Genomic DNA, 21,898 nt, shown 5'->3' with positions numbered 1-21,898 from the left:
CTTCACCGTTCCCCCGCGCCACCCCCCGGCCATGCACTGATGCCGCTGAAAGCATGGGTCCGCAAGCAGGCGATGGTTCGGGGGCTCCGCGTGGTGTTCGTCATGGCCGCTGCGGCTGTCTACGGCGTTCTGCAGCTGACTCTGCTGGCTTCGCCGACCAGGTCGCTGAAACTGTCGACCGTGCTGCTGACCGTGGCGGTCGGCGTGTACGGCAGTGGAGTCGTCGCCGCACTCATCGAGTACGCCTACGCGCATGCCCTGGTCTCCCAGCCCGGTCAGTCCCTGCGGGACGCCATGGGCGACGGCACGTACACCGTCGTACCGATCGTCGAGGAACTCGCCAAGCTGGCACCGCTGCTGCTCGCCGGGATCAACCTGAAGATCCGCTCCCAGCTGGGGCTCGCCGACTTCGTCGTGCTCGGTGCGGCGACCGGTGCCGGTCTCGGACTGTTCGAGGTGCTGCTCGGGCACATGCTGGACGCTCAGCGGGCGTTCCCCCTGCCCAGCGGCGACGGCTGGATGCTGTCGGGCGGGTTCAGCCTGACGTCCACCTACATACCCGGTCCGGGGACGGTGCTGGGCACTTGGCTGCCGGCTTCGCTCGGCGTTCTCGACATGAGCTTCACCCAGCCGAGTCTGAGCACGAACCTGCATCTCGCCTGGGGGGCGACGGGCGCGTTCGGCGTCGGCCTGCTGCTGCGCGGACGCGGTCCGCGCCGTGCGCTCGGACTGCTGCCCGTGGCGTACGCGATCGGCCACCACGCCCTGGTCAACTACGGCGGGCAGCGCGGTACTCACACGCAGGACTGGGCCGATTCGCTGCTCAAGGGTGCCGATGGCGCGGTGGGGTGGGCGCCCCTGGTCTGTCTCGTCATCGCCATGGCGGTCGACTGCGCGCACGTACGCCGCGGCAAGCGGGCCATGCCCGCAGTCCTTCTCGAGGCGGAGCGAGCCGGTCGTACGGGGCTGACGGCACTGACCGGGTTCGGCATGTGGTGCGTTCCCTGGACCGCCCTGATCGCCCTGCGGTTCGCCCGGCTGCGCAGGGCCCTTCTGTACGCCGCCGGGCGGGTGCCTCCGGAGCGGATCGACGTGCTGTACAAGGCAGTCACGGACACCGTGAGCCGTATGGACGCGGTCGAGCGGGAGGGAACCCGGGACGCCGCCCGCATCCGGGCCTGGCTCAAGTCGGCCCGGCCACCGCACCCTTGGCGCCGGCGTTGGCCGCTGCTCGTGATCCCGCTGATCCTGATGCTGCCGTCACTGGTCTTTCTCGGGGTCGGCTCCTTCACGGCCACCAAAGACCTGCAGAGGCACTTCACCACCGGCAACGGGCCGCGCGTTCTGCTGTGGTTCGGCGTCGCGGCTGTCGTCTGGACGCTGATCCAGCTGGCATTGCTGCTCCGAGCCTGGCATACGACCAGGAAGCAGTCCCTCGGAGAAGCTCTCGCTCTGGTGCGGTTGCGCCTGTGGGCCGCGACCGGAGCCGCGCTCTTCGGCGGGCTGCTGCTCATCTCCCACTTCCACGGCGATGTCCCGCTCGACGGCCGTCCCACCGACGCCCTCGCGATGCTGCTGGCAGCCCTGGAAAACCTCGAACTGTACGCGGGCATCGCCCTGACGATGCTCTCGCTCGCCGCCCTGATCATGCTGTTCCCGCCGGGGGGCCTCGCCCTTGTCACAGGTGGGGTCCTGGTCGGAGAAGCCGCTTCGGTGGCCGCCGTTCAGGCGGGTGCCCTGGGGGTGGCGGGCCTCGCGCTGATGGGGCAGGGCGCCACCGGGGGACCGCACGGCTCGGGTCAGGACTCGAACGCATGGCCCAGGAGCAAGCGGAAGGGACGGACGAAACCGCAGCATCGTGCCGACGTCAAGGGGGACGAGGGGAAGAACGGATCGCACACCATCGATCGGCACGTGGACAAGACGATCGACGGGATGCGCAATCGCCTGCGGGAGAATCCGCGCCTCAAAGCGGACTCCCGCTACGTCGACGAAGGCGCGGCACAGCATTTCACGGACGAGACCCTGGCTGTCCCCCGGAATCAGCGAAAGATCTCTGACTGGCTGGCCAAGGGAGCGAAGGGAAGGCTGGAACTGGATGCCGAGTTCAGCGATCCGACCGGCCTCCATCTGACGCGGTACAACTTCACTCACGGAGAACCGACAAGCTGGGTGCACAGGACGCAGGTCGTTCTCAAGGGTGATCCGTCATCCCCCTCTGGGTACCGTGTTCTGACCTCTTATCCTCAGCCTTGATGCCTTGATGCCTTGATGCCTTGATGCCTTGATGGGAGCCACTTGTGAATGAATCCTCGCCGCCGGGGCAGCGGTTCTACGAAATCGGCGAACTCCTGGAAGCCTACGCAGACACCGGTTTCGCGTTCACCGACACTCCCGAAGCCCCCGGCCCCGGTCTGGCGTCCTATCTGAGGATCGTGGCCCGCCGTCCCGGGCGCGGTGCGGTGGCCGTGCAGCAGCTTGACGACCTGCTGTCCGTCGGGCTGTTCTCGGAGGAGGTCGCCGAGGACATCGATGGGATGCCGGAGATCCAGCCGCCGACGGGAATGAGCGTGGAGGACTGTCTTCGCATTTCGAGGAATCATATCCACCGGGCTCTTCAGAACCCTTCCCTGGTTCCACGGATGAACCCGCAGAACCGGTGGGAATGGAATGAGCGATTTCCTGCCCTGAGTCAGTTCTTCGGGGCCTATCTCAATCAACGCTGCCTCGATTTCCACGCCTCTCCGGAAGAGGCCGTCGACGACTACCGCGACGAGTCCGATCCGGATGACGTCCGGCAGTCCGTCGGCGAGATCACCGAGCTCCTGACCGTCGTCGCCTCCGACCAGGAACTCGAGCGGGCGACGGATGCCCTGGGTATCGAGGTTCTCCCTCCGCAGGACCTGACACTGCGCCGGTGGCTCGAAGCCGTCCGGACCAGGCTCGGTTCGGGATCCGGCCGGTGAGGAGAACGCGGATCGGGCCGACCCCACGTCAGGGCCGGCCCGCCGGCCGGCTCAGTAGTAGGTGTTGCCGTCCCAGTCCGACTCGTCGCAGCCCAGCTGGTCGTCCTTCTCGTAGACGCAGACCTGGATGCGCATCGCCCAGATGCCACGGGTGTCCGTCAGGGACGTCACCCAGGTGTCGGAGTGCCCGTAGCCGGCGGTGACCGAGCGCCAGGCGTAGCTGGTCACCACGCGCTCCGGGGTGAGGGACTGCGCCCGGATACGGACGTGGTGTCCGTCGGGGGCGGTGTCGGTCACCGTGAGGTAGATCTTGTTGGCGACGGTCTTGCTCGAGTAGTAGAAGTCCCCGGTGCCCTGGGCCCCGGAGATCGACTCGGCGACGCCGCCGGCGGCCGCCGGACTCACGGAGAAGGCGAACGCGCCCAGGGCCGCGGCGCCCACCGCGAGGATTCTGTTGAGGTTCTTCTTCAAGGGTTCCCCCTGTGTCCAAGATCGACTGTCTTGCAGGCGGGATCCTACGAGGGACATGGCCATGCCACCCCCGTGATCGACGTTCCTGTGACGGGGGTAACAGGCCGTCGGCTAGCCGGCCGAGACGCCCGTCGAGACGTCGAACTGCATGTCCGGCGCGTTCTTCGGATCGAAGTCGGTCCCGGCCTTGGGGAACTGGTTCATGATCGTGCCCTGGCCGTACGTGTTCTCGGCGTAGTCGTTGTCGTCGTAGGACCAACCCGCCGCCTGCAGGCAGAGCTTGACCGAGTCCCAGTTCTTGAACGCGAAGTCCGGCATCTGCACCTGGTCGGGGTCGTTGTTCGACTCCTGCGGCTCGGTGCACTCGGTCGTCTCGACCGTCCGGTTCGCGTCGCCGGTCCGGTATCCCGACGGCGTCGACGAGGTGGTCGGCGTGGTGTCGCCGCCGGCGTCGTCATCCGTCCCGCCCCCGTTCAGCGTCAGCGCCGCGATCAGGCCGCCGACCGCCACGACGGACACGATGATCGAGCCGAGGATGACCGGCTTGTTGCTCCTGCGGCCGCCGCCCGAGGGCGGTGCCTGCTGCGGGGTGATGTTGTACGGCGGCGGAGTCGAGGCGTACGCGTTCGGCGCCGGCGTGGGGGTCTGGTACCCGCCCTGCTGCGGATATCCGTACGCCGGGGAAGGAGTCGAGGGCGGCGGGGTGCCGTAGGGGTTCGGCGTCGGCTGGTACGGCGTCTGGACCGGCCCCGTCGGCGCCGGAGTCCCCTGGTCCACCGGCGGGAACACCGCCGAGCCCACGCCCGCCCCGCTCGACGTCTGCGCGCCGGGGACGATGCTCGGCGCGGCCGCCTGGAAGGACGCCGCCACCCGCAGGCACTCGGTGCGCATGGCCTCGGCGCTCGGGAAGCGCTCGTTCGGGTTCTTCTTCAGGGCGCGGGCGATCAGCGCGTCCACCGCGGGCGGCAGCGAGCGGTTGATCTGCGACGCGGCCACCGGCTCTTCCTGCACATGCGCGTACGCGATCGCCAGCGGCGAGTCCGCGTCGAACGGCAGCCGCCCGGTGACCAGTTGGAACAGCATGATGCCGACCGAGTAGAGGTCGGAGCGCGCGTCCACGCCGCGGCCCAGCGCCTGCTCGGGGGAGAGGTACTGGGGGGTGCCAACCACCATGCCGGTCTGCGTCATCGACGTGACACCCGACTGCATGGCGCGCGCGATGCCGAAGTCCATGACCTTGACGACGCCGCGCTTGGTCATCATCACGTTGCCGGGCTTGATGTCGCGGTGGACCAGGCCCATCTCGTGGCTGATCTCCAGCGCCGCCAGCACATCCGCGGTGATCTTGAGCGCCTTGTCGGCGGGCATCGCGCCGTGGTGCCGTACGTCCTCGTCGAGCACCGAGCCGAGCGGCCGGCCCTCGACGTACTCCATGACGATGTACGGCATCGTCATCCCGTCGAGGTTGTCCTCGCCGGTGTCGAAGACCGAGACGATATTGGTGTGCGTGAGCTTGGCCACGGCCTGGGCCTCGCGGCGGAAGCGCTCGCGGAAGGCCTGTTCCCGGCCCAGTTCGGTATGGAGGGTCTTGATGGCGACGGGGCGGTCGAGCACGGTGTCGTGCGCGAGGTGCACCGAGGCCATGCCACCCTCACCGAGCAAGTCGCGCAGCTGATAGCGGTTGTTGGCGATCGCCCGCCCCGCATACCGGCCGTGTGCGCCGTCCTGGCTCATGTTCCGCGTCCCCCATCGGCCATCAGGCGCCGGCCCGACTGTCGTTGATCGAATGGCTCATTCCCGGCCAAGTCTGCCCCACGGCACTGACAGGTCAAGCCGGGTGCCCGTTCCGTGACCGTACGCGAAAGAAGCGTCGCGGAAGCGTTACAGGTGGCGTACCGCCGGTACACAGAATTTGCACGACAGCGCGTGCTACCGCTTTGATGGCCGGTCCGTCTCGGACCGGCCCCCGGGCTCATCCCGGACCGGAGGCTTGCGCGGAGGCTGTAGCGTGGCCGACGGAGACCGTAACAACACCGCGCGCACCGCGGGCAGAAACGACGGCGAGGACCGATGGCACAGCAGCAGCGCGCTCAGGGCCCGTCCGACCCCGAGGCGACTGGCGGCGGGATGTCAGACGCGCCGGAGATGTGGGGCAACGGCGGACTGGTCGGCGACGGCCGATATCGACTGACACACAGACTCGGCCGGGGCGGCATGGCCGAGGTGTTCGCCGCCGAGGACGTACGTCTCGGCCGCACCGTGGCGGTCAAACTGCTGCGCTCCGACCTCGCCGAGGACCCGGTCTCCAAGGCCCGCTTCACCCGCGAGGCCCAGTCGGTGGCCGGCCTCAACCACCACGCGATCGTCGCGGTGTACGACTCCGGCGAGGACTTCGTGAACGGCCATGCCGTTCCGTACATCGTCATGGAGATCGTCGAGGGCCGGACGATCCGGGACCTGTTGATCAACGCCGAGGCCCCGGGGCCCGAGCAGGCGCTGATCATCGTCTCCGGTGTCCTGGAGGCGCTCGCCTACTCGCACCAGCACGGCATCGTGCACCGGGACATCAAGCCGGCCAACGTCATCATCACCCACGGCGGCGCCGTGAAGGTGATGGACTTCGGCATCGCCCGCGCGCTGCACGGCGCCCAGTCGACGATGACGCAGACCGGCATGGTCATGGGCACCCCTCAGTACCTGTCGCCCGAGCAGGCGCTCGGCAAGGCGGTGGACCACCGCTCCGACCTGTACGCGACGGGCTGCCTCCTCTACGAACTCCTCGCGCTGCGGCCGCCGTTCACCGGTGAGACCCCGCTGTCCGTCGTCTACCAGCACGTCCAGGACATCCCGACGCCTCCGTCCGAGGTCTCCGACGCCACGCCTCCGGAGCTCGACGGCCTGGTCATGCGCTCGCTCGCCAAGGAGCCGGACGACCGGTTCCAGACGGCCGAGGAGATGCGCGGACTCATCCAGTACGGGCTGCAGATGCTGTACGAGCAGGGCGGTCACACCGGCACCTGGAACACCGGGCCGGTCGCGATGCACGACGGCCGGCACACCCCCTCGGGCGGCTTCGCCGGCACCACCGTCATGCAGCATCAGGGCGACGCCTCCGGCACCACGCAGATCCCGCAGCCGATCCTGCCCGGCGGCTACGGCGGCGGGGACGACGGTGGCTTCGAGGGACACGGCAACCGGGGCAGCGGACGCGGCAAGCTGTGGATCCTCGCCGTCCTCGCGGTGGTCGCCATAGCGGCAGGTGTCGCGCTGGCGCTGAACGGCGGCGGCGGGAACGGCAGCGGGGACGACACCACCCAGAAGCCGACCACCTCCACGACGCCCTCGGAGACGACCAGCGAGTCCCCGAGCGACGAGCCGACGGACGAGGCGACCGACACACAGACCGACGACGGCTCCGTGAGCACCGGTTCGTCCTGGTCTCCGACTTCGACCCCGTCGTACACGCCCTCGCCGACCCCCACGGAGACGGCCACGGAGCCGACGGGCGAGCCGACGACCGCGGAGCCGACGGACGAGCCGACCGACACCGCACAGCCCACGGACACCGCACAGCCGACCGACACGAGCGGCGGCGACACCGGCGGCGACACCGGTGGCGAAGAGGACGGCACCTGACGGAGCACACCGCCACGCGCGCGTACGGACCGGAAACGGACCGCACGCGCGCGTGGCGTTTTTCCGGACGGGCGACTCAGTCGGCGAAGGCCTCGCACACCGCCTCGTACTCCCGCGTCCACCACACGACCAGCGCCGAAGCCGCCGGGAACTGGGGGTCCGCGCGGGTGTCGCCGCGTTCGTAGTGCCAGCGCAGCATCCAGAAGTCGTTGAGGCGCTCCCACCAGACCCGGTGGACGGCCGCCGTCAGCTCCGAGGGCCTGGCGCCCGCCGTACGCCGGTACGCGCGCGCGTACGCCCGCACCTTCGGCAGGTCGAGCGCCCCCGCGGGCCGTACGAAGAAGATCGCGGCGGCGCGTACGGCCTCCTCCGCGCGGGGCTGCACGCCCAGCCGGTCCCAGTCGACGATCGCGGCCGGGGCGTCCCCCTTGTAGAGCAGGTTGAAGGGGTGGAAGTCCCCGTGCACCCACCCCACGCACCCGCCCCGCGGCGGCCGCCGATCCGCGTGCCGCTCCAGCAGTGCCCGCCGCTCCAGGAGCCGGTGCCGGGCCAGCTCGTCGAAGGAGTCGGCGGGACGGTGCCGGCGTACGCGGGTGAGGAGGTCGTCGATGAGGGCGCAGGTGTCGGCGGGGTCGGCGCTCCCGGCGCGGGGGTCTGCGTCAGGCGCGGGCGTGCGGTCCTGAGGCCCGGCGCACGCCTCACTGCGCACGCCCGGCACTCGCCCCTGCACCGGCATCACCCGCTCCAGACTCGCGTGCACCACCCCGAGCAGCGCCCCCAGCCGTCCGCACTGCTCCGGCGTCAGCTGGCCCCCGTGGCGGTGGCGACCCTCGATCCATGGGTGGAGGGCGTAGGAGTGGCCGCCGACGACCGCGACCGTGCGGCCGTCGCGGTCGGGCAGGGGCGGGGCGACCGGGACGCCCAGAACCGCCAGCCGCTCGGTGGCGCGGTGCTGGCGGGCGATGGCGGCCGGGTCGGCGGTCTCGGGGTCGAAGTGGTGCTTGAGGAAGTAGTGGCCGCGGGTCGTGCGCAGCCGGTAGCCGCGGTTCAGCAGCCCCTGGTCGACGGGTTCGCAGGTGACGGCGGAACCGGCGGCGTACTGGCTGAGGAGGGCCCGCAACGGGGGCGCGTGAGGCATGGGGGGTGGTACACAAGGGCGCGGCACGCGCCAGATGCTAGGGCACGATCCGGGCCTGTGAGCTGGGCGTTGTCACAGACAGTCGCTTTCGGTCACGGTATGTGCGCGAAGTGACTTTCCAGGGCGCCGTCGGTCGAGTGGACCGTGCCGAACTGCGGCTCGACGCGCAGATAGACGGGCTCATAGGGCTCACCGTCCACGAACCGGGGCGCCGGCCCGAACCGCTCGAGCTCCGCGGCCGTCGGCTCGTACGCCGTGCACCCGCCCACGACCTGGACGGACCACAGCCCTTCGCCCGGCTGGGCCGAGCTCAGGTTGTCCGCGCCGTACGCGACGACCCCGCCGACGCACGCCCGGTGGTAGCCGCAGCTCCTGGGCAGCCGCAGCAGGACCCGCCCGTCGTCCACGACGTGCCGGGCGAAGGCGAGGAAGGGCAGGGCGCGCATGCTGGTGGCCACGCGGCCGTAGTCGGTGCGGGCGAGCAGATCGACGGCGAGCTGTTCGTCGGAGGGCATACGACCAATGTCGGCCGTACATGCCTCTCGGGGCAGGGGTCTTTGGTCCCTAATACGCCCGCGACACGCCCGCCGCGGTCCTCAGCGACGCTCCTGCTCGACCTGCATCCGCGCCACGAACGCCGCCGCCTGCGAGCGACGCTCCATACCGAGTTTGGAAAGCAGACTCGATACATAGTTCTTGATCGTCTTCTCGGCCAGGTGCAGCCGCTCGCCGATCGCGCGATTGGTGAGCCCCTCGCCGATCAGGTCGAGGATCCTGCGCTCCTGGTCGGTGAGGTGCGCGAGCCGGTCGTCGCTCTTGGCGCTGCCGCCGTCCCGCAGCCGTTCCAGCACGCGCGCGGTGGCCACCGGATCGAGGAGGGACTTGCCGGCGGCGACATCACGTACGGCCGCCAGGAGTTCGTTGCCCCGGATGGCCTTCAGGACATATCCCGAGGCGCCCGCCATGATCGCGTCGAAGAGGGCCTCGTCGTCGGCGAACGACGTCAGCATCAGGCACTTGATGTTCTCGTCCCCGGACCGGATCTCCCGGCAGACCTCCACCCCGCTGCCGTCCGGGAGCCGTACGTCGAGGACGGCCACGTCGGGCCGGGTGGCCGGGATCCGGACCAGTGCGTCGGCGGCCGTACCGGCCTCGCCGACCACCTCGATGTCGCCCTCCACCGAGAGCGGCTCATGGACACCCCGCCGGACGACCTCGTGGTCGTCGAGGAGAAATACCCGGATTTTTCCTTCTTCGCGCACGAGGTCAGTGTCACACGACCTCTGAGACCTCGCTCCAGGCAGCCTCTTCCCGTGACCTGGGTCACCGGGTTAACGTGCCGTTGTTCCGGCCCCCTGCAAGGCTGTGACCAGGAGTTGTTCCCGACTTTCACGATTTACTTGGAAATCCAAGCAAAATCGCAGGTCAGGAGGGGTTTCACAGAAATGTGAGGCACTGGGTAACGTGCATCGTGCAGGGCGCTCGCCGGGGCACCTGTCACGCCTGTTCCCGACCGGGCCGCACCCACCCCGTGCGTCCGTAGGGCTTCAGGTGAGCCGCACTGGCGCCCGGCGAACCCGGGTAGCCGGACCGACGGAGGAGCACACGTGACCGTGGAGAGCACTGCCGCGCGCACATCGCGACGCAGCGCCAGTACCAAGAGCACGGCCGGCAAGCGCACGACCGCCAAGAAGCAGTCGGGCACCGAGCCCGAGCTCGTGCAGTTGCTGACGCCCGAAGGCAAGCGCGTCAAGGACGCCACGTACGACAAGTACGTCGCCGGTATCACCCCCGAAGAGCTCCGCGGTCTGTACCGCGACATGGTGCTCACCCGCCGCTTCGACGCCGAGGCCACCTCCCTGCAGCGCCAGGGCGAGCTGGGCCTGTGGGCCTCACTGCTCGGCCAGGAGGCCGCCCAGATCGGCTCCGGACGAGCCACCCGCGAGGACGACTACGTCTTCCCGACCTACCGCGAGCACGGCGTCGCCTGGTGCCGCGGGGTCGACCCGACCAACCTGCTGGGCATGTTCCGCGGCGTGAACAACGGCGGCTGGGACCCCAACACCAACAACTTCCAGCTCTACACGATCGTCATCGGCTCCCAGACCCTGCACGCCACCGGCTACGCGATGGGCATCGCCAAGGACGGCGCGGACAGCGCGGTCATCGCCTACTTCGGCGACGGCGCTAGCAGCCAGGGCGACGTGGCCGAGTCCTTCACCTTCTCCGCGGTCTACAACGCCCCGGTCGTGTTCTTCTGCCAGAACAACCAGTGGGCGATCTCCGAGCCCACCGAGAAGCAGACCCGGGTGCCGCTCTACCAGCGCGCCCAGGGCTTCGGCTTCCCGGGCGTGCGCGTGGACGGCAACGACGTGCTGGCCTGCCTCGCGGTCACCAAGTGGGCCCTGGAGCGCGCCCGCAACGGCGAGGGCCCGACGCTGGTCGAGGCGTACACCTACCGGATGGGCGCCCACACCACCTCCGACGACCCGACCAAGTACCGGGCCGACGAGGAGCGCGTGGCCTGGGAGGCGAAGGACCCGATCCTGCGCCTTCGCCGGTACCTGGAGGCCTCAAACCACACGGACGACGGATTCTTCGCGGAACTCGAGGCCGAGAGCGAGGCGTTGGGCAAGCGAGTACGCGAAGCGGTCCGCGCCATGCCGGACCCGGACCACTTCGCCATCTTCGAGCACGCGTACGCGGACGGACACGCGCTCGTCGACGAGGAGCGCGCCCAGTTCGCCGCCTACCAGGCGTCGTTCGCAGAGGAAGAGGGGGTCTGACATGGCAGCCGAAAAGTTGGCTCTGGCGAAGGCGATCAACGAATCGCTGCGCCGCGCCCTGGAGACGGACCCCAAGGTCCTCATCATGGGCGAGGACGTCGGCAAGCTCGGCGGTGTGTTCCGGGTGACGGACGGGCTGCAGAAGGACTTCGGTGAGGAGCGTGTCATCGACACCCCGCTCGCCGAGTCGGGCATCGTCGGCACCGCGATCGGCCTCGCGCTGCGCGGCTACCGCCCGGTGGTGGAGATCCAGTTCGACGGGTTCGTCTTCCCGGCCTACGACCAGATCGTCACGCAGCTCGCGAAGATGCACGCCCGCTCGCTGGGCAAGGTCAAGCTCCCCGTCGTCGTGCGCATTCCCTACGGCGGTGGCATCGGCGCGGTCGAGCACCACTCGGAGTCCCCCGAGGCGCTCTTCGCGCACGTGGCGGGCCTCAAGGTCGTCAGCCCCTCCAACCCGTTCGACGCGTACTGGATGATGCAGCAGGCCATCCAGAGCGACGACCCGGTGATCTTCTTCGAGCCCAAGCGACGCTACTGGGACAAGGGCGAGGTCAACACCGAAGCCATCCCCGGCCCGCTGCACAAGGCACAGGTGGTCCGCGAGGGCACCGACCTCACCCTGGTCGCCTACGGCCCGATGGTGAAGCTCTGCCGGGAGGTCGCCGACGCGGCCGCCGAGGAGGGCAGGAACCTCGAGGTTCTCGACCTGCGCTCGGTGTCCCCGCTGGACTTCGACTCCATCCAGGCCTCGGTCGAGAAGACCCGGCGTCTGATCGTCGTCCACGAGGCACCGGTGTTCTTCGGCTCGGGCGCGGAGATCGCGGCGCGGATCACGGAGCGCTGCTTCTACCACCTGGAGGCCCCGGTGCTCCGGGTCGGCGGCTACCACGCCCCCTACCCGCCGGCCCGCCTGGAAGAGGAGTACCTGCCGGGCCTGGACCGGGTACTCGACGCCGTCGACCGTGCCCTGGCGTACTGAGGAGAGGGTCGTGACGACGATGACGGAAGCGTCCGTACGCGAGTTCAAGATGCCGGACGTGGGCGAGGGCCTCACCGAGGCCGAGATCCTCAAGTGGTACGTCAAGCCCGGTGACGAGGTCACCGACGGCCAGGTGGTGTGCGAGGTCGAGACCGCCAAGGCGGCCGTCGAACTGCCCATCCCCTACGACGGTGTCGTCCGGGAGCTCCACTTCCCCGAGGGCACCACGGTCGACGTGGGCACGTCGATCATCGCGGTGGACGTGTCGGGCGGGACGGCTCCCGTCGAGGCACCGGCACCCGCTGCCGAGCCCGAGTCCGAGCCCGAGAAGAAGCCCGAGGGACGTCAGCCGGTGCTCGTCGGGTACGGCGTCGCCGTGTCCTCGACCAAGCGGCGCCCCCGCAAGGGCCCCCAGGTCCCGGTCCAGGAGCCCGCGCCGGTCCAGGAGACCTCGGTCGTGATCCAGACCGAGCTGAACGGCCATGGGGCACCGGTGGCGGCGCTCAAGGAGCGCCCGCTGGCCAAGCCGCCGGTGCGCAAGCTGGCCAAGGACCTCGGCGTCGACCTGACGACGATCGTCCCGTCCGGCCCCGACGGCATCATCACCCGCGAGGACGTCCACGCGGCGGCGGCCCCGGAGCCGGCGGTCGTCGAGACCCCGGCGCCCACCGCGGCCCCCACCCAGGCGCCCGCGCCCGTACCGACGTACGACACGGCACGGGAGACCCGTATCCCGGTCAAGGGCGTCCGCAAGGCGACAGCTGCGGCGATGGTCGGCTCGGCGTTCACCGCGCCGCATGTCACGGAGTTCGTGACCGTCGACGTGACCCGGACGATGAAGCTGGTCGAGGAGCTCAAACAGGACAAGGAGCTGCAGGGTCTGCGGGTGAACCCGCTGCTGCTGATCGCCAAGGCCCTGCTGGTCGCCATCAAGCGGAACCCGGACGTCAACGCGTCCTGGGACGAGGCGAACCAGGAGATCGTGCAGAAGCACTACGTGAACCTGGGCATCGCCGCGGCCACTCCGCGCGGTCTGATCGTGCCGAACATCAAGGACGCGCACGCCAAGACGCTGCCGCAGCTGGCGCAGGCGCTGGGTGAGCTGGTGGTGACGGCGAAGGACGGGAAAACCTCGCCCGCCGCCATGCAGGGCGGCACCGTCACCATCACCAACGTCGGCGTCTTCGGCGTCGACACCGGTACGCCGATCCTCAACCCCGGCGAGTCCGCGATCCTCGCGGTCGGCTCGATCAAGCTCCAGCCGTGGGTCCACAAGGGCAAGGTGAAGCCGCGTCAGGTGACCACCCTGGCGCTCTCCTTCGACCACCGGCTGGTGGACGGGGAGCTGGGCTCCAAGGTGCTGGCGGACGTGGCGGCCATCCTGGAGCAGCCGAAGCGGCTGATCACCTGGGCGTGAGGCATGAGTGCCGTGAGGCATGAGTGAAGGGGCCGGCGTTCTTCGCCGGCCCCTTCGTTTACGTGGTTTACAGGTAGGGCCCGCCCGAACGGCCGGCCGTGTGGCCGTCCTCGCCGTCGTGGCCGACGCCGGGCGGCAGGGCCCGCCGCATCTGCTCCAACTGCGCCCGCGCGGCCATCTGCTGGGCGAACAGGGTGGTCTGGATCCCGTGGAAGAGACCCTCCAGCCAGCCGACCAACTGGGCCTGCGCGATCCGCAGTTCGGCGTCGCTCGGGGTCGCCCCGTCCGTGAAGGGCAGGGAGAGCCGCTCCAGCTCCTCGACCAGCTCAGGAGCCAGACCGTCCTCCAGCTCCTTCACCGAGCTGCGGTGGATCTCCTTGAGCCGGACCCGGCTCGCCTCGTCCAGGGGAGCCGCTCGCACTTCCTCCAGAAGCTGCTTGATCATGCTGCCGATCCGCATGACCTTGGCGGGCTGCTCCACCATCTCCGTCACCGGAATCTCGCGGGAGTCCTCGTCCCCGGTGCCGCCGAGCGCCATTCCGTCCTGGCCCACGACCAGGATCTGGGGTTGCTCGGGCGACCGTTCGTTCCTCGGCATCTCCATGCCGCCATTCTCTCGCACCGGTTCACCTCATCACTGAGGTGCCCCCCATGGAGGGTGATCCACCGTTTACGGTGCGGAAGTTTCCGTCACTCGCCGCTCTCGCGGGCCTGGGTGAGCCGCAGCAGACGCACCTCACAGTGATCCAGCCAGCGCAGCTCGGCCTCCGTGTGGCAGACGAGCTGCTCCAGCACCAGCAGCCGGGCCACCTCGTCGGGGTGCTCGGGCGCCCGTGCGAGGGCGTCGGCCCGCTGCCGCAGATGACTGTGCAGCGCCCGCGAGACATGCCGCCGCTGGGCCTCGACGACCTCCCGGACATCGGCACCGGCCACACCCACCGCCATCACCAGCTTGATGGCCAGCTCGTCGCGCTGCGGAATCCCCCGCTCCACGGGCCGCGAGAACCAGGCCCGCAGCTCGGCCCGCCCCGCGTCCGTGAGCGCGTACAGCACCCGCCCCGCCTCGTCCACGCCGTCCTGCACGACCAGCCCGTCCCGCTCCAGCCGGCCGAGCGTCGTGTACACCTGCCCGATGTTGAGCGGCCAGGTCCCGCCCGTACGCGCCTCGAACTCGGTCCGCAGCCGCGAACCGTAGCGGGGGCCGCGTGCCAGGAGCGCCAGCAGTCCGTGTCGTATCGACATACCCGGATTGTGCGGCCGTTTCGGCACTTCGGCGGCGCCCAGAATGCCGGAAGCCCGGCCCGGTGTGACGCTGGTCCCGTGACGCGATGGCTGCGCACAGTGCGCACTACGGGACTGGCGATCGCCCTGGGGGCGGGAGTGGTCGCGGTTCCGTGCGGGGCGGTGACGTCGTACGGCGCCGAGACGGTACGCGGGGCGCAGGAGGGCGGGGCCGCGGCGGACCGGCGGGCCGAGTCCCCGGGGTGGGTGCGAGGCGATGCGGCCGGCCCGGAGATGCGAGACGTCCCCTCGGCACCGGCGGTGCCGGGCAGCCAGGCCGTACCCGGCGTGCGAGGCAGCGCGACCGCTTCGGCGCCGCAGGACGGTGCGACCACGTCGGCGGTACCGGACAGCGGGATGGCGCCGAAGGCGGAGGTCGCCCGGTCCGGACCGGCACTGCACGGCGCCCGGCCCGCCCCGCGCGCCAAAGGCACCGCATCCCCCTCGGCCGAGCCTTCCCGGGCCGGGAGCCGGGCGGGTGAGGGGCGGGATCGGCCGGGGCGGCGGGAGGCAGCGGAGACTGCGGAGACCGGCGAGGAGGACGCGGGTGCGGGCGTCGGGAGCGAGAGCGAGGCCGAGCAGCCCGCCGACGGTGACGCCGGCGTCGTACCGGAGCCGTCGCGGGAAGCCGTACCGAACGCCTCCCCGCCACCGCAGCGGCCCGTGCGGGAGGCCGTCACCCGTGCCGAGAGCCCCACCGAGCCCGTACTGCGGATCCTGCCGCTCGGCAGCGGTCTGGTCCTGATCGGGCTCGGTCTGGGACTCGCGTTCGTCGGCCTGCGGGTGCGACGGGGTTGAGGGCCCTGCGGCCCGCCCTGCCCGGCGTACCCCTACTCCACGACCAGCAGCACCTTTCCCACGTGCCCGCTCTCCTCCACCACCCGGTGCGCCGCCGCCGCGTCGCTCATCGGGATCTCGCGGTCCACCACGGGACGGACGTGGCCCCCGTCCAGCAACGGCCAGACGTGTTCCCGTACCGCCGCAACGATCGCCGTCTTCTCGGCCGGCGGACGGGCGCGCAGCGATGTCGCGCTGATGGCGGCGCGCTTGCCCAGGAGCGCCGCGATATTCAGTTCGCCCTTGATGCCGCCCTGCATGCCGATGATCGCGAGGCGCCCGTTGACGGCGAGCGTCTGGACGTTGCGGTCGAGGTACTTCGCCCCCATGTTGTCGAGGATCACGTCGGCTCCGGCACCGCCGGTCGCCTGCTTCACCTCGGCAACGAAGTCCTGCTCCCGGTAGTTGACCAGGATGTCCGCGCCGAGCTCGGCACAGTGGTCCAGCTTCTCCTTCGTGCCCGCCGTGACCGCGACCTTCGCACCGACGGCCTTCGCCAGCTGGATCGCCATCGTGCCGATGCCGCTGGAGCCGCCGTGCACGAGCAGCGTCTCGCCGGGGCGGAGGTGGGAGATCATGAAGACGTTCGACCAGACCGTGCAGGTCACCTCGGGCAGCGCGGCGGCGTGTCGCAGGTCGACGCCCTTGGGCACGGGCAGCAGCTGACCGGCCGGCACGACGACCTTCTCGGCGTAGCCGCCGCCCGACAGCAGCGCGCACACCTCGTCGCCCACCGCCCAGCCGGAGACACCGGGTCCGGTTTCAATGATGCGGCCCGAGCACTCCAGGCCGGGGTGGGGGGAGGCGCCGGGCGGCGGGTCGTAGAAGCCCTGGCGCTGCAGGATGTCGGCCCGGTTGACGGCACTGGCCACCACCTCGACCAGCACCTCGCCCTCGCCGGGCACCGGATCGGGGGCCTCGTCCCACACCAGCGCCTCGGGCCCACCAGGTTCGGGAATCGTGATCGCACGCATGAGGGGGACGCTACTCCTCCGTCCCCGGTCGCAGTCCCCTCGGTCGTCGGACGGAGCGGTCCCCGGTAATTGGGCGGATCCGCTCGGAAATCCCTGTGCGCGACCGATGAGTTTGCGCGACGGTAAAGGTCTCCCCATGCGTAGCCCAAGCATGCGCTAGCCCAAGCACGCGGAAGGACAACCCACCATGAGCCAGCACACCTCCGGCCTGGCCATCGAGACGGCGGGACTGGTGAAGACGTTCGGCGAGACCCGGGCCGTCGACGGAGTCGACCTCTCCGTCCCGGCCGGCACGGTCTACGGCGTCCTCGGCCCGAACGGCGCCGGCAAGACGACCACCGTGAAGATGCTCGCCACCCTCCTGCGCCCCGACGGCGGCCAGGCCCACGTCTTCGGCCACGACGTCGTCCGCGAGGCCGACGCGGTGCGCGGCCGGGTGAGCCTCACCGGTCAGTACGCCTCCGTCGACGAGGACCTCACCGGCGCCGAGAACCTGATCCTGCTCGCCCGTCTCCTCGGCCACCACAAGAAGGCCGCGCGGGTGCGCGCCGGGCAGCTCCTGGAGGCCTTCGGGCTGACGGACGCGGCCGCGAAGCAGGTCAAGCACTACTCGGGCGGCATGCGGCGCCGCATCGACATCGCCGCGTCCATCCTCAACACTCCCGACCTGCTGTTCCTCGACGAGCCGACGACCGGCCTCGACCCGCGCAGCCGCAACCAGGTGTGGGACATCGTGCGCGCGGTAGTCGCCCAGGGCACCACCGTGCTGCTGACCACGCAGTACCTGGACGAGGCCGATCAGCTGGCGTCCCGGATCGCCGTCATCGACCGCGGCAAGGTGATCGCCGAGGGCACGAAGGGCGAGCTGAAGGCGTCCGTGGGCGCCGGATCCGTCCATCTGCGCCTGCGCGACCCGGCCCAGCGGCCCGAGGCGGAACAGGTGCTGCGGCTGGCGCTGGGCACGGACGTACAGCTGGAGCCCGATCCCGTGGCACTGACCGCCCGCCTGGGCGGCACGACCAGCGACAGCGCGGCCGAGCAGGCCTCCCGGGCCCTCGCCGAACTGGCCCGCACCGGCATCACCGTCGACAACTTCTCCCTGGGCCAGCCCAGCCTGGACGAGGTGTTCCTCGCCCTCACCGGACACGACACCCGCGATGACTCGCAGGACGACCCGAAGCACTCCAAGGACGAGGAGGTCGCGGCATGAGTACCGTGACGCAGACCGAGACCAAGGACCTCGCCCCCGTCAGCGCCGAGTCCCTCGCCGCGCTGCTCGTCTCCGGGGAACGGCCGGCGCGGCCCAGCGCCCTGTCCGCCTCGCTGACCTTCGGCTGGCGGGCGATCCTCAAGATCAAGCACGTCCCCGAGCAGCTCTTCGACGTCACCGCGTTCCCGATCATGATGGTGCTGATGTACACGTACCTGTTCGGGGGCGCCCTGGCCGGCTCCCCGAAGGAGTACATCCAGTTCCTGCTGCCCGGCATCATGGTGATGTCGGTCGTGATGATCACGATGTACACGGGTGTCTCGGTGAACACCGACATCGAGAAGGGCGTCTTCGACCGCTTCCGGACGCTGCCCATCTGGCGGCCGTCGACGATGGTCGGCTATCTGCTCGGCGACGCCCTGCGCTACACGATCGCGTCCATCGTGATGCTCACCGTCGGCCTGATCCTCGGCTACCGCCCGGACGGCGGGTTCGGTGGTGTGCTCGCCGGAATCGCGCTGCTGATCGTCTTCTCGTTCGCGTTCTCGTGGATCTGGACGATGTTCGGGCTGCTGCTGCGCACCGAGAAGTCGGTGATGGGCGTCAGCATGATGGTGATGTTCCCGCTGACCTTCCTGTCGAACATCTTCGTCGACCCGAAGACCATGCCGGGCTGGCTGCAGGCCTTCGTCAACAACAGCCCCATCACCCATCTCTCCTCGGCCGTCCGCGAACTGATGGCGGGCGACTGGCCCACCGACGAGATCGCCTGGTCGCTGGGGTGGGCGGGCCTGTTCGTGGCGGTCTTCGGGCCGATCACGATGCGGCTGTACAACAGGAAGTAGGCCTCAGTCCTGGGAAATCGGGCGGACGTCGGGCGCGATCTGCGAGCCCGGCGTCGCCCGCACGATGGTGATCAGCCGGTCCGTCAGCTCCAGCGTCCCGACGGCCACATCGTCGTATCCGAGCACCCGATGCCCGCGTACGATGCTCACCACCAGGTCCTCCGTCTCCCGCGGCTTCTTGCCCACCTCGGCCTTTATGACCGGCCGTTCGACGATGTCGAGCCCGGTGCCCTGCTGGATGAGGTCCTCCATCACCATGCCGGCGGCGGGGCTCAGCACGGAGAGTCCGAGCAGCCGGCCGGCGGCACTGGCGCTGGTGATGACCGCGTCGGCGCCGGACTGCTTCAGCAGCGGCGCGTTCTCCTCCTCGCGTACCGCGGCCACGATCTTGGCGCCCTTGTTGAGCTGCCGGGCCGTCAGCGTCACCAGCACCGCCGTGTCGTCGCGCTGGGTCGCGATGATGATCTTCCGGGCCTTGTGCACTTCGGCCCGCTTCAGCACCTCGCTGCGCGTCGCGTCGCCGACGATCCCCGCGTATCCGTCGGCCGTGGCCGCCTCGATCACCTTGGAGCTGGGGTCGACCACGACGACCTGCTCCTTCTTCAGGCCCGTCGCACAGACGGTCTGGATCGCCGAGCGCCCCTTCGTACCGAACCCGACGACGACGGTGTGGTCGCGCAAGGTGGACCTCCAGCGATTCAGGCGCCATTCCTCCCGGGTGCGTTCGGTGAGGACCTCGAGCGTGGTTCCGACCAGGATGATCAGGAACAGCACACGCATCGGCGTGATGAGGAAGATGTTGGTGAGCCGGGCGGCGTCACTGACCGGGGTGATGTCGCCGTATCCGGTGGTGGAGAGGGAGACGGTCGCGTAGTAGAAGGCGTCGAGGAGGTCGACGGAGCCGTCAGAGTTGTCGCTGTAGCCGCCGCGGTCGGCGTACACGATCAGTGCCGTGCCCACCAGGAGCAGCAAGGCCATGATCACCCGTCTGGCGACCTGCCGGAACGGGTGCTCCACCACTTTCCTCGGGAGTCTCACCCGATAGGTCACGAGATGTTCGTCCGCCTGGCGGGCGATCGCGTCATGGCCCGGAAGTTTCACGTGAAACACACCTCGATTCCGGCGGACGCCCAGGGCAGGTCGAGCAGTTCCAGCTCCTGACCGGGACGGGCACCACCGGGCGGTACGACGGCCAGCGCGTCCGCCGCCGCGATCCCGCGCAGCATGGCCGGCCCGTTGTAGTGCAGCGGGACGGCACTGTCGCCGCGCAGGACGACGGGGATGAGCCGGGTGTCGTACGGGTGCCCGTGCGCTTCCTCCCGCACGGGCAGGGTGTACGGCTCGGGCGCGGGGCGTGCCGCGAGCGTCCGCAGCAGCGGCTCGGCGAGCGTGAGCAGGCCGGAGACGGCGGCGAGGGGGTTGCCGGGCAGGCCGACGAGGTGCTGGTTCTCCTTGGTGCGGGCCAGCAGCATGGGGTGGCCGGGGCGCACCTTGACGCCGTCGACGAGGAGTTCGGCGCCGATCCGCTTCAGTGTGGGGTGGACGTGGTCGACGGGGCCGGAGGCGGTGCCGCCGGTGGTGACGACCAGGTCGGCGTCGGAGGTGGTGATCGCCTTGTACAGGGCTTGGGCGTCGTCCCCGAGCCGGCGTACGGCGATGACCTCGGCGCCGAGTCCGCGCAGCCACGGCGGCAGCATCGGGCCGAGCGCATCACGGATGAGGCCGTCGTGCGGGAGGCCCTCGGTGAGCAACTCGTCGCCGAGGACGAGGACTTCGGCGCGGGGGCGGGGGACAGCGGCGAGGGTGTCGTATCCGGCGGCCGCGGCGAGCCCGAGGACGGCCGGGGTCACGAGGGTGCCGACGGGCAGGAGTTGGTCTCCGCTACGGCATTCCTGGCCCCGCGGGCGGATGTCCTGACCGTGGCGGGTGTCGCGGGTGGCGTGCAGCCGGCCCTGGACATCGGTACGGCCGTGCTCGCTGCGGATGACCGCGGTGGTGTCCAGGGGGATACGGGCGCCGGTGGCGATCCGGACGGCCTCCCCGTCGGTGAGCGGCTGCGGCTCCGCGTGCCCGGCCAGGACACCCTCGTCCCGTACGTCCCAGGGGCCCGGTCCGGCGACCGCCCAGCCGTCCATCGCGGAGGTGTCGAAGGAGGGCAGGTCGGTGAGGGCGGTGAGGGGGGCGGCCAGGGTGAGGCCGAGGGCGGTGTCGAGGGGTACGGAGACGGGGGCGCGGCGGGCGGCCCGGGTTCCCGCTCGGGCGGCGCGTCCGGCGACGGCACGGGCCTCGGGCCAGGAGGTGGCGCGGTGGTGGGTGTCGGGCTTGTGGCCGCCGGTGGGCGACGTGGGCTGCGGCGGGGGCGTCCGGTCTGCGGGGGTGCGGCCGTTGTCGCCGTTCACGAGGGCGAGCACCTCCTCTACGTCCAGATCCTCGGCGTCCTCGGCGTCCTCGGCGTCCGCGCCGGTGCGGGCGGTCATCCGGCGTCCGTGCCGGGCTTGGGCCCGGCATCCGGGGCGTTCTCCTCGGACCAGCCGAGTGCGAGGTCGGCGGCCTTGCGGGCGAGTTCGGCCACCGTCTGCGGGCCTCCCCCGGCCTGTGCGGCCGCGTAGCCGACGAGGAAGGTCGTCAGCGGTGCCGCGGGCCTGGCCACGTTGTGGGCGGCGTCGCGGGCGAGATCGAGCAGGACGCCGGTGTCGACGTCGAGGTCGATGCCCAGCTCGTCCTTGACTGCGGAAATCCATTCATCCAACACGTGCCCATGCTCCCTGATACGTGCCCTGGCGGCGGCGATGTCGTCCCAGGTGTCGCAGTCGAACGACGCGACGGGGTCCGGGACACGAGTGAGGTGGAGGCCTGCGGTGAGGCGACGCAGGGGGAGGCCGGTGAGGCCGTCGTGCTCCTTGTCGAGCGCGACCAGTTCGCGGCGGAGGGCGGCGGCGCGGTACGCGGCCACGAGCGGCTGGTCACGGCCGTCGGCATCGGTGAGCAGCGCGCCTTCGGTGTCCCCCGTCCGCAGGGTGGTCAGCAGGTGCCGGACGGTGTCGGCGGCGAGGAACGGCAGGTCGGCGGAGAGGACGACGACGTCCGGTGCCGTCGTGTGGCTCAGCCCGGCACCGAGCGCGGCGAGCGGGCCCCCGCCGGGCGGGTCCTCGCGGGCCCAGGTCACGGGCCGTGCGGTGGGCCGGGGATCGGCGACGACGACGGTCGTGCGCGCGTCGGCGCAGGCCGCCAGGACCCGGTCGAGCAGCGCCCGGCCGCCCACGCGCACCCCGGGTTTGTCGGCACCGCCGAGCCGCCGGGCGGCACCCCCGGCGAGCACGACGACGTCGTAAGCGGTCACCCCCCGAGTATGCGT

Annotated in this window: 20 protein-coding genes; 9 read left to right on the top strand and 11 right to left on the bottom strand. The window is 70.4% G+C overall.

Annotated features, from left to right (window positions below):
• Positions 1 to 39: 39 nt before the first annotated feature.
• Both OHU89_RS25645 and OHU89_RS25640 read left to right on the top strand, forming a co-directional pair.
• Positions 40 to 2,256: an RNase A-like domain-containing protein gene (locus tag OHU89_RS25645; RefSeq protein WP_405646126.1), complete on the top strand. Its 2,217-nt coding sequence runs from the start codon at positions 40 to 42 to the stop codon at positions 2,254 to 2,256.
• Positions 2,257 to 2,468: 212 nt separating this feature from the next.
• Entirely contained in the window at positions 2,469 to 2,966 is a 498-nt protein-coding gene (locus tag OHU89_RS25640; protein WP_405646124.1) for a contact-dependent growth inhibition system immunity protein, read from the top strand.
• 51 nt (positions 2,967 to 3,017) lie between these two features.
• Here OHU89_RS25640 and OHU89_RS25635 read toward each other — a convergent pair whose 3' ends face one another.
• Both OHU89_RS25635 and OHU89_RS25630 read right to left on the bottom strand, forming a co-directional pair.
• Entirely contained in the window at positions 3,018 to 3,437 is a 420-nt protein-coding gene (locus OHU89_RS25635) for a hypothetical protein (protein WP_405646122.1), read from the bottom strand.
• Positions 3,438 to 3,548: 111 nt separating this feature from the next.
• Positions 3,549 to 5,171, bottom strand: coding sequence for a protein kinase domain-containing protein (locus OHU89_RS25630; RefSeq protein ID WP_266889955.1), 1,623 nt, complete (start codon positions 5,169 to 5,171; stop codon positions 3,549 to 3,551).
• A 336-nt stretch (positions 5,172 to 5,507) separates the two neighbouring features.
• On the opposite strand from OHU89_RS25630, the gene OHU89_RS25625 reads away from it, so the two are divergent.
• Entirely contained in the window at positions 5,508 to 7,073 is a 1,566-nt protein-coding gene (locus OHU89_RS25625; protein WP_405646120.1) for a protein kinase domain-containing protein, read from the top strand.
• A gap of 76 nt (positions 7,074 to 7,149) precedes the next feature.
• On the opposite strand, the gene OHU89_RS25620 is transcribed toward OHU89_RS25625, so the two are convergent.
• From OHU89_RS25620 to OHU89_RS25610, 3 genes are all read right to left on the bottom strand, one after another.
• Positions 7,150 to 8,211 (bottom strand): phosphotransferase, encoded by a 1,062-nt coding sequence (locus OHU89_RS25620; protein WP_405646118.1) that lies wholly within the window; start codon positions 8,209 to 8,211, stop codon positions 7,150 to 7,152.
• A gap of 92 nt (positions 8,212 to 8,303) precedes the next feature.
• On the bottom strand, positions 8,304 to 8,726 hold the full coding sequence (locus OHU89_RS25615; protein WP_405646116.1) for a pyridoxamine 5'-phosphate oxidase family protein: 423 nt from the start codon (positions 8,724 to 8,726) through the stop codon (positions 8,304 to 8,306).
• Between the two features lie 81 nt (positions 8,727 to 8,807).
• On the bottom strand, positions 8,808 to 9,473 hold the full coding sequence (locus OHU89_RS25610) for a response regulator (protein WP_405646114.1): 666 nt from the start codon (positions 9,471 to 9,473) through the stop codon (positions 8,808 to 8,810).
• Positions 9,474 to 9,818: 345 nt separating this feature from the next.
• Between OHU89_RS25610 and pdhA the strand changes: the two genes are divergently transcribed.
• The 3 genes from pdhA to OHU89_RS25595 are packed head-to-tail and all read left to right on the top strand — an operon-like array spanning position 9,819 to position 13,396.
• Entirely contained in the window at positions 9,819 to 10,997 is a 1,179-nt protein-coding gene (gene pdhA / locus OHU89_RS25605; protein WP_266889965.1) for a pyruvate dehydrogenase (acetyl-transferring) E1 component subunit alpha, read from the top strand.
• A 1-nt stretch (position 10,998) separates the two neighbouring features.
• Positions 10,999 to 11,979: an alpha-ketoacid dehydrogenase subunit beta gene (locus OHU89_RS25600; RefSeq protein WP_266889966.1), complete on the top strand. Its 981-nt coding sequence runs from the start codon at positions 10,999 to 11,001 to the stop codon at positions 11,977 to 11,979.
• Positions 11,980 to 11,989: 10 nt separating this feature from the next.
• Complete coding sequence (locus OHU89_RS25595) at positions 11,990 to 13,396, top strand: dihydrolipoamide acetyltransferase family protein (protein ID WP_405646112.1); 1,407 nt, start codon at positions 11,990 to 11,992, stop codon at positions 13,394 to 13,396.
• A gap of 67 nt (positions 13,397 to 13,463) precedes the next feature.
• Here OHU89_RS25595 and OHU89_RS25590 read toward each other — a convergent pair whose 3' ends face one another.
• Entirely contained in the window at positions 13,464 to 14,000 is a 537-nt protein-coding gene (locus OHU89_RS25590) for a bacterial proteasome activator family protein (protein WP_405646110.1), read from the bottom strand.
• Between the two features lie 86 nt (positions 14,001 to 14,086).
• Positions 14,087 to 14,638 (bottom strand): PadR family transcriptional regulator, encoded by a 552-nt coding sequence (locus OHU89_RS25585; RefSeq protein WP_266889971.1) that lies wholly within the window; start codon positions 14,636 to 14,638, stop codon positions 14,087 to 14,089.
• A 78-nt stretch (positions 14,639 to 14,716) separates the two neighbouring features.
• Between OHU89_RS25585 and OHU89_RS25580 the strand changes: the two genes are divergently transcribed.
• Positions 14,717 to 15,475 carry a hypothetical protein gene (locus OHU89_RS25580; RefSeq protein WP_405646108.1) on the top strand — a complete coding sequence of 253 codons (759 nt, stop codon included), beginning with the start codon at positions 14,717 to 14,719 and terminating at the stop codon, positions 15,473 to 15,475.
• Positions 15,476 to 15,507: 32 nt separating this feature from the next.
• Here the strand turns inward: OHU89_RS25580 and OHU89_RS25575 are convergent, their stop codons facing one another.
• Complete coding sequence (locus OHU89_RS25575; protein ID WP_405646106.1) at positions 15,508 to 16,488, bottom strand: NAD(P)H-quinone oxidoreductase; 981 nt, start codon at positions 16,486 to 16,488, stop codon at positions 15,508 to 15,510.
• A 187-nt stretch (positions 16,489 to 16,675) separates the two neighbouring features.
• Here OHU89_RS25575 and OHU89_RS25570 point away from each other — a divergent pair, with 187 nt between their 5' ends.
• Together OHU89_RS25570 and OHU89_RS25565 are read left to right on the top strand one after the other, a co-directional pair.
• On the top strand, positions 16,676 to 17,698 hold the full coding sequence (locus tag OHU89_RS25570; RefSeq protein WP_405646104.1) for an ATP-binding cassette domain-containing protein: 1,023 nt from the start codon (positions 16,676 to 16,678) through the stop codon (positions 17,696 to 17,698).
• Positions 17,695 to 18,543, top strand: coding sequence for an ABC transporter permease (locus OHU89_RS25565; protein WP_266889977.1), 849 nt, complete (start codon positions 17,695 to 17,697; stop codon positions 18,541 to 18,543). The genes OHU89_RS25570 and OHU89_RS25565 overlap by 4 nt, the downstream gene beginning before the upstream one ends.
• A 3-nt stretch (positions 18,544 to 18,546) precedes the next feature.
• Here the strand turns inward: OHU89_RS25565 and OHU89_RS25560 are convergent, their stop codons facing one another.
• From OHU89_RS25560 to OHU89_RS25550, 3 genes are read right to left on the bottom strand one after another with little or no spacing between them, the layout of a single operon-like run.
• Positions 18,547 to 19,644 carry a potassium channel family protein gene (locus OHU89_RS25560; protein ID WP_405646102.1) on the bottom strand — a complete coding sequence of 366 codons (1,098 nt, stop codon included), beginning with the start codon at positions 19,642 to 19,644 and terminating at the stop codon, positions 18,547 to 18,549.
• Positions 19,641 to 21,020 carry a molybdopterin molybdotransferase MoeA gene (locus tag OHU89_RS25555; RefSeq protein ID WP_405646100.1) on the bottom strand — a complete coding sequence of 460 codons (1,380 nt, stop codon included), beginning with the start codon at positions 21,018 to 21,020 and terminating at the stop codon, positions 19,641 to 19,643. The genes OHU89_RS25560 and OHU89_RS25555 overlap by 4 nt, the downstream gene beginning before the upstream one ends.
• The gene (locus OHU89_RS25550; RefSeq protein ID WP_405646099.1) at positions 21,017 to 21,883 is read right to left on the bottom strand and encodes an NTP transferase domain-containing protein; all 867 of its coding nucleotides are present in this window, start codon (positions 21,881 to 21,883) and stop codon (positions 21,017 to 21,019) included. The genes OHU89_RS25555 and OHU89_RS25550 overlap by 4 nt, the downstream gene beginning before the upstream one ends.
• Positions 21,884 to 21,898: the final 15 nt, after the last annotated feature.

Origin of the sequence: Streptomyces sp. NBC_00019 (genome assembly GCF_045041015.1) — a bacterium.
GTDB lineage: Bacteria > Actinomycetota > Actinomycetes > Streptomycetales > Streptomycetaceae > Streptomyces.
Note: the sequence above shows the minus strand (reverse complement) of the source record. Positions and strands in the feature narration are given on the sequence as shown.

What these genes read in the sequence shown, in the direction of transcription:
- OHU89_RS25645 (WP_405646126.1), top strand. Translation starts at nt 40, where the DNA reads ATGCCGCTGAAAGCATGGGTCCGCAAGCAGGCGATGGTTCGGGGGCTC.
- OHU89_RS25630 (WP_266889955.1), bottom strand. Translation starts at nt 5,171, where the DNA reads ATGAGCCAGGACGGCGCACACGGCCGGTATGCGGGGCGGGCGATCGCC.
- OHU89_RS25625 (WP_405646120.1), top strand. Translation starts at nt 5,508, where the DNA reads ATGGCACAGCAGCAGCGCGCTCAGGGCCCGTCCGACCCCGAGGCGACT.
- OHU89_RS25620 (WP_405646118.1), bottom strand. Translation starts at nt 8,211, where the DNA reads ATGCCTCACGCGCCCCCGTTGCGGGCCCTCCTCAGCCAGTACGCCGCC.
- OHU89_RS25615 (WP_405646116.1), bottom strand. Translation starts at nt 8,726, where the DNA reads ATGCCCTCCGACGAACAGCTCGCCGTCGATCTGCTCGCCCGCACCGAC.
- OHU89_RS25600 (WP_266889966.1), top strand. Translation starts at nt 10,999, where the DNA reads ATGGCAGCCGAAAAGTTGGCTCTGGCGAAGGCGATCAACGAATCGCTG.
- OHU89_RS25590 (WP_405646110.1), bottom strand. Translation starts at nt 14,000, where the DNA reads ATGGAGATGCCGAGGAACGAACGGTCGCCCGAGCAACCCCAGATCCTG.
- OHU89_RS25585 (WP_266889971.1), bottom strand. Translation starts at nt 14,638, where the DNA reads ATGTCGATACGACACGGACTGCTGGCGCTCCTGGCACGCGGCCCCCGC.
- OHU89_RS25575 (WP_405646106.1), bottom strand. Translation starts at nt 16,488, where the DNA reads ATGCGTGCGATCACGATTCCCGAACCTGGTGGGCCCGAGGCGCTGGTG.
- OHU89_RS25570 (WP_405646104.1), top strand. Translation starts at nt 16,676, where the DNA reads ATGAGCCAGCACACCTCCGGCCTGGCCATCGAGACGGCGGGACTGGTG.
- OHU89_RS25565 (WP_266889977.1), top strand. Translation starts at nt 17,695, where the DNA reads ATGAGTACCGTGACGCAGACCGAGACCAAGGACCTCGCCCCCGTCAGC.
- OHU89_RS25555 (WP_405646100.1), bottom strand. Translation starts at nt 21,020, where the DNA reads ATGACCGCCCGCACCGGCGCGGACGCCGAGGACGCCGAGGACGCCGAG.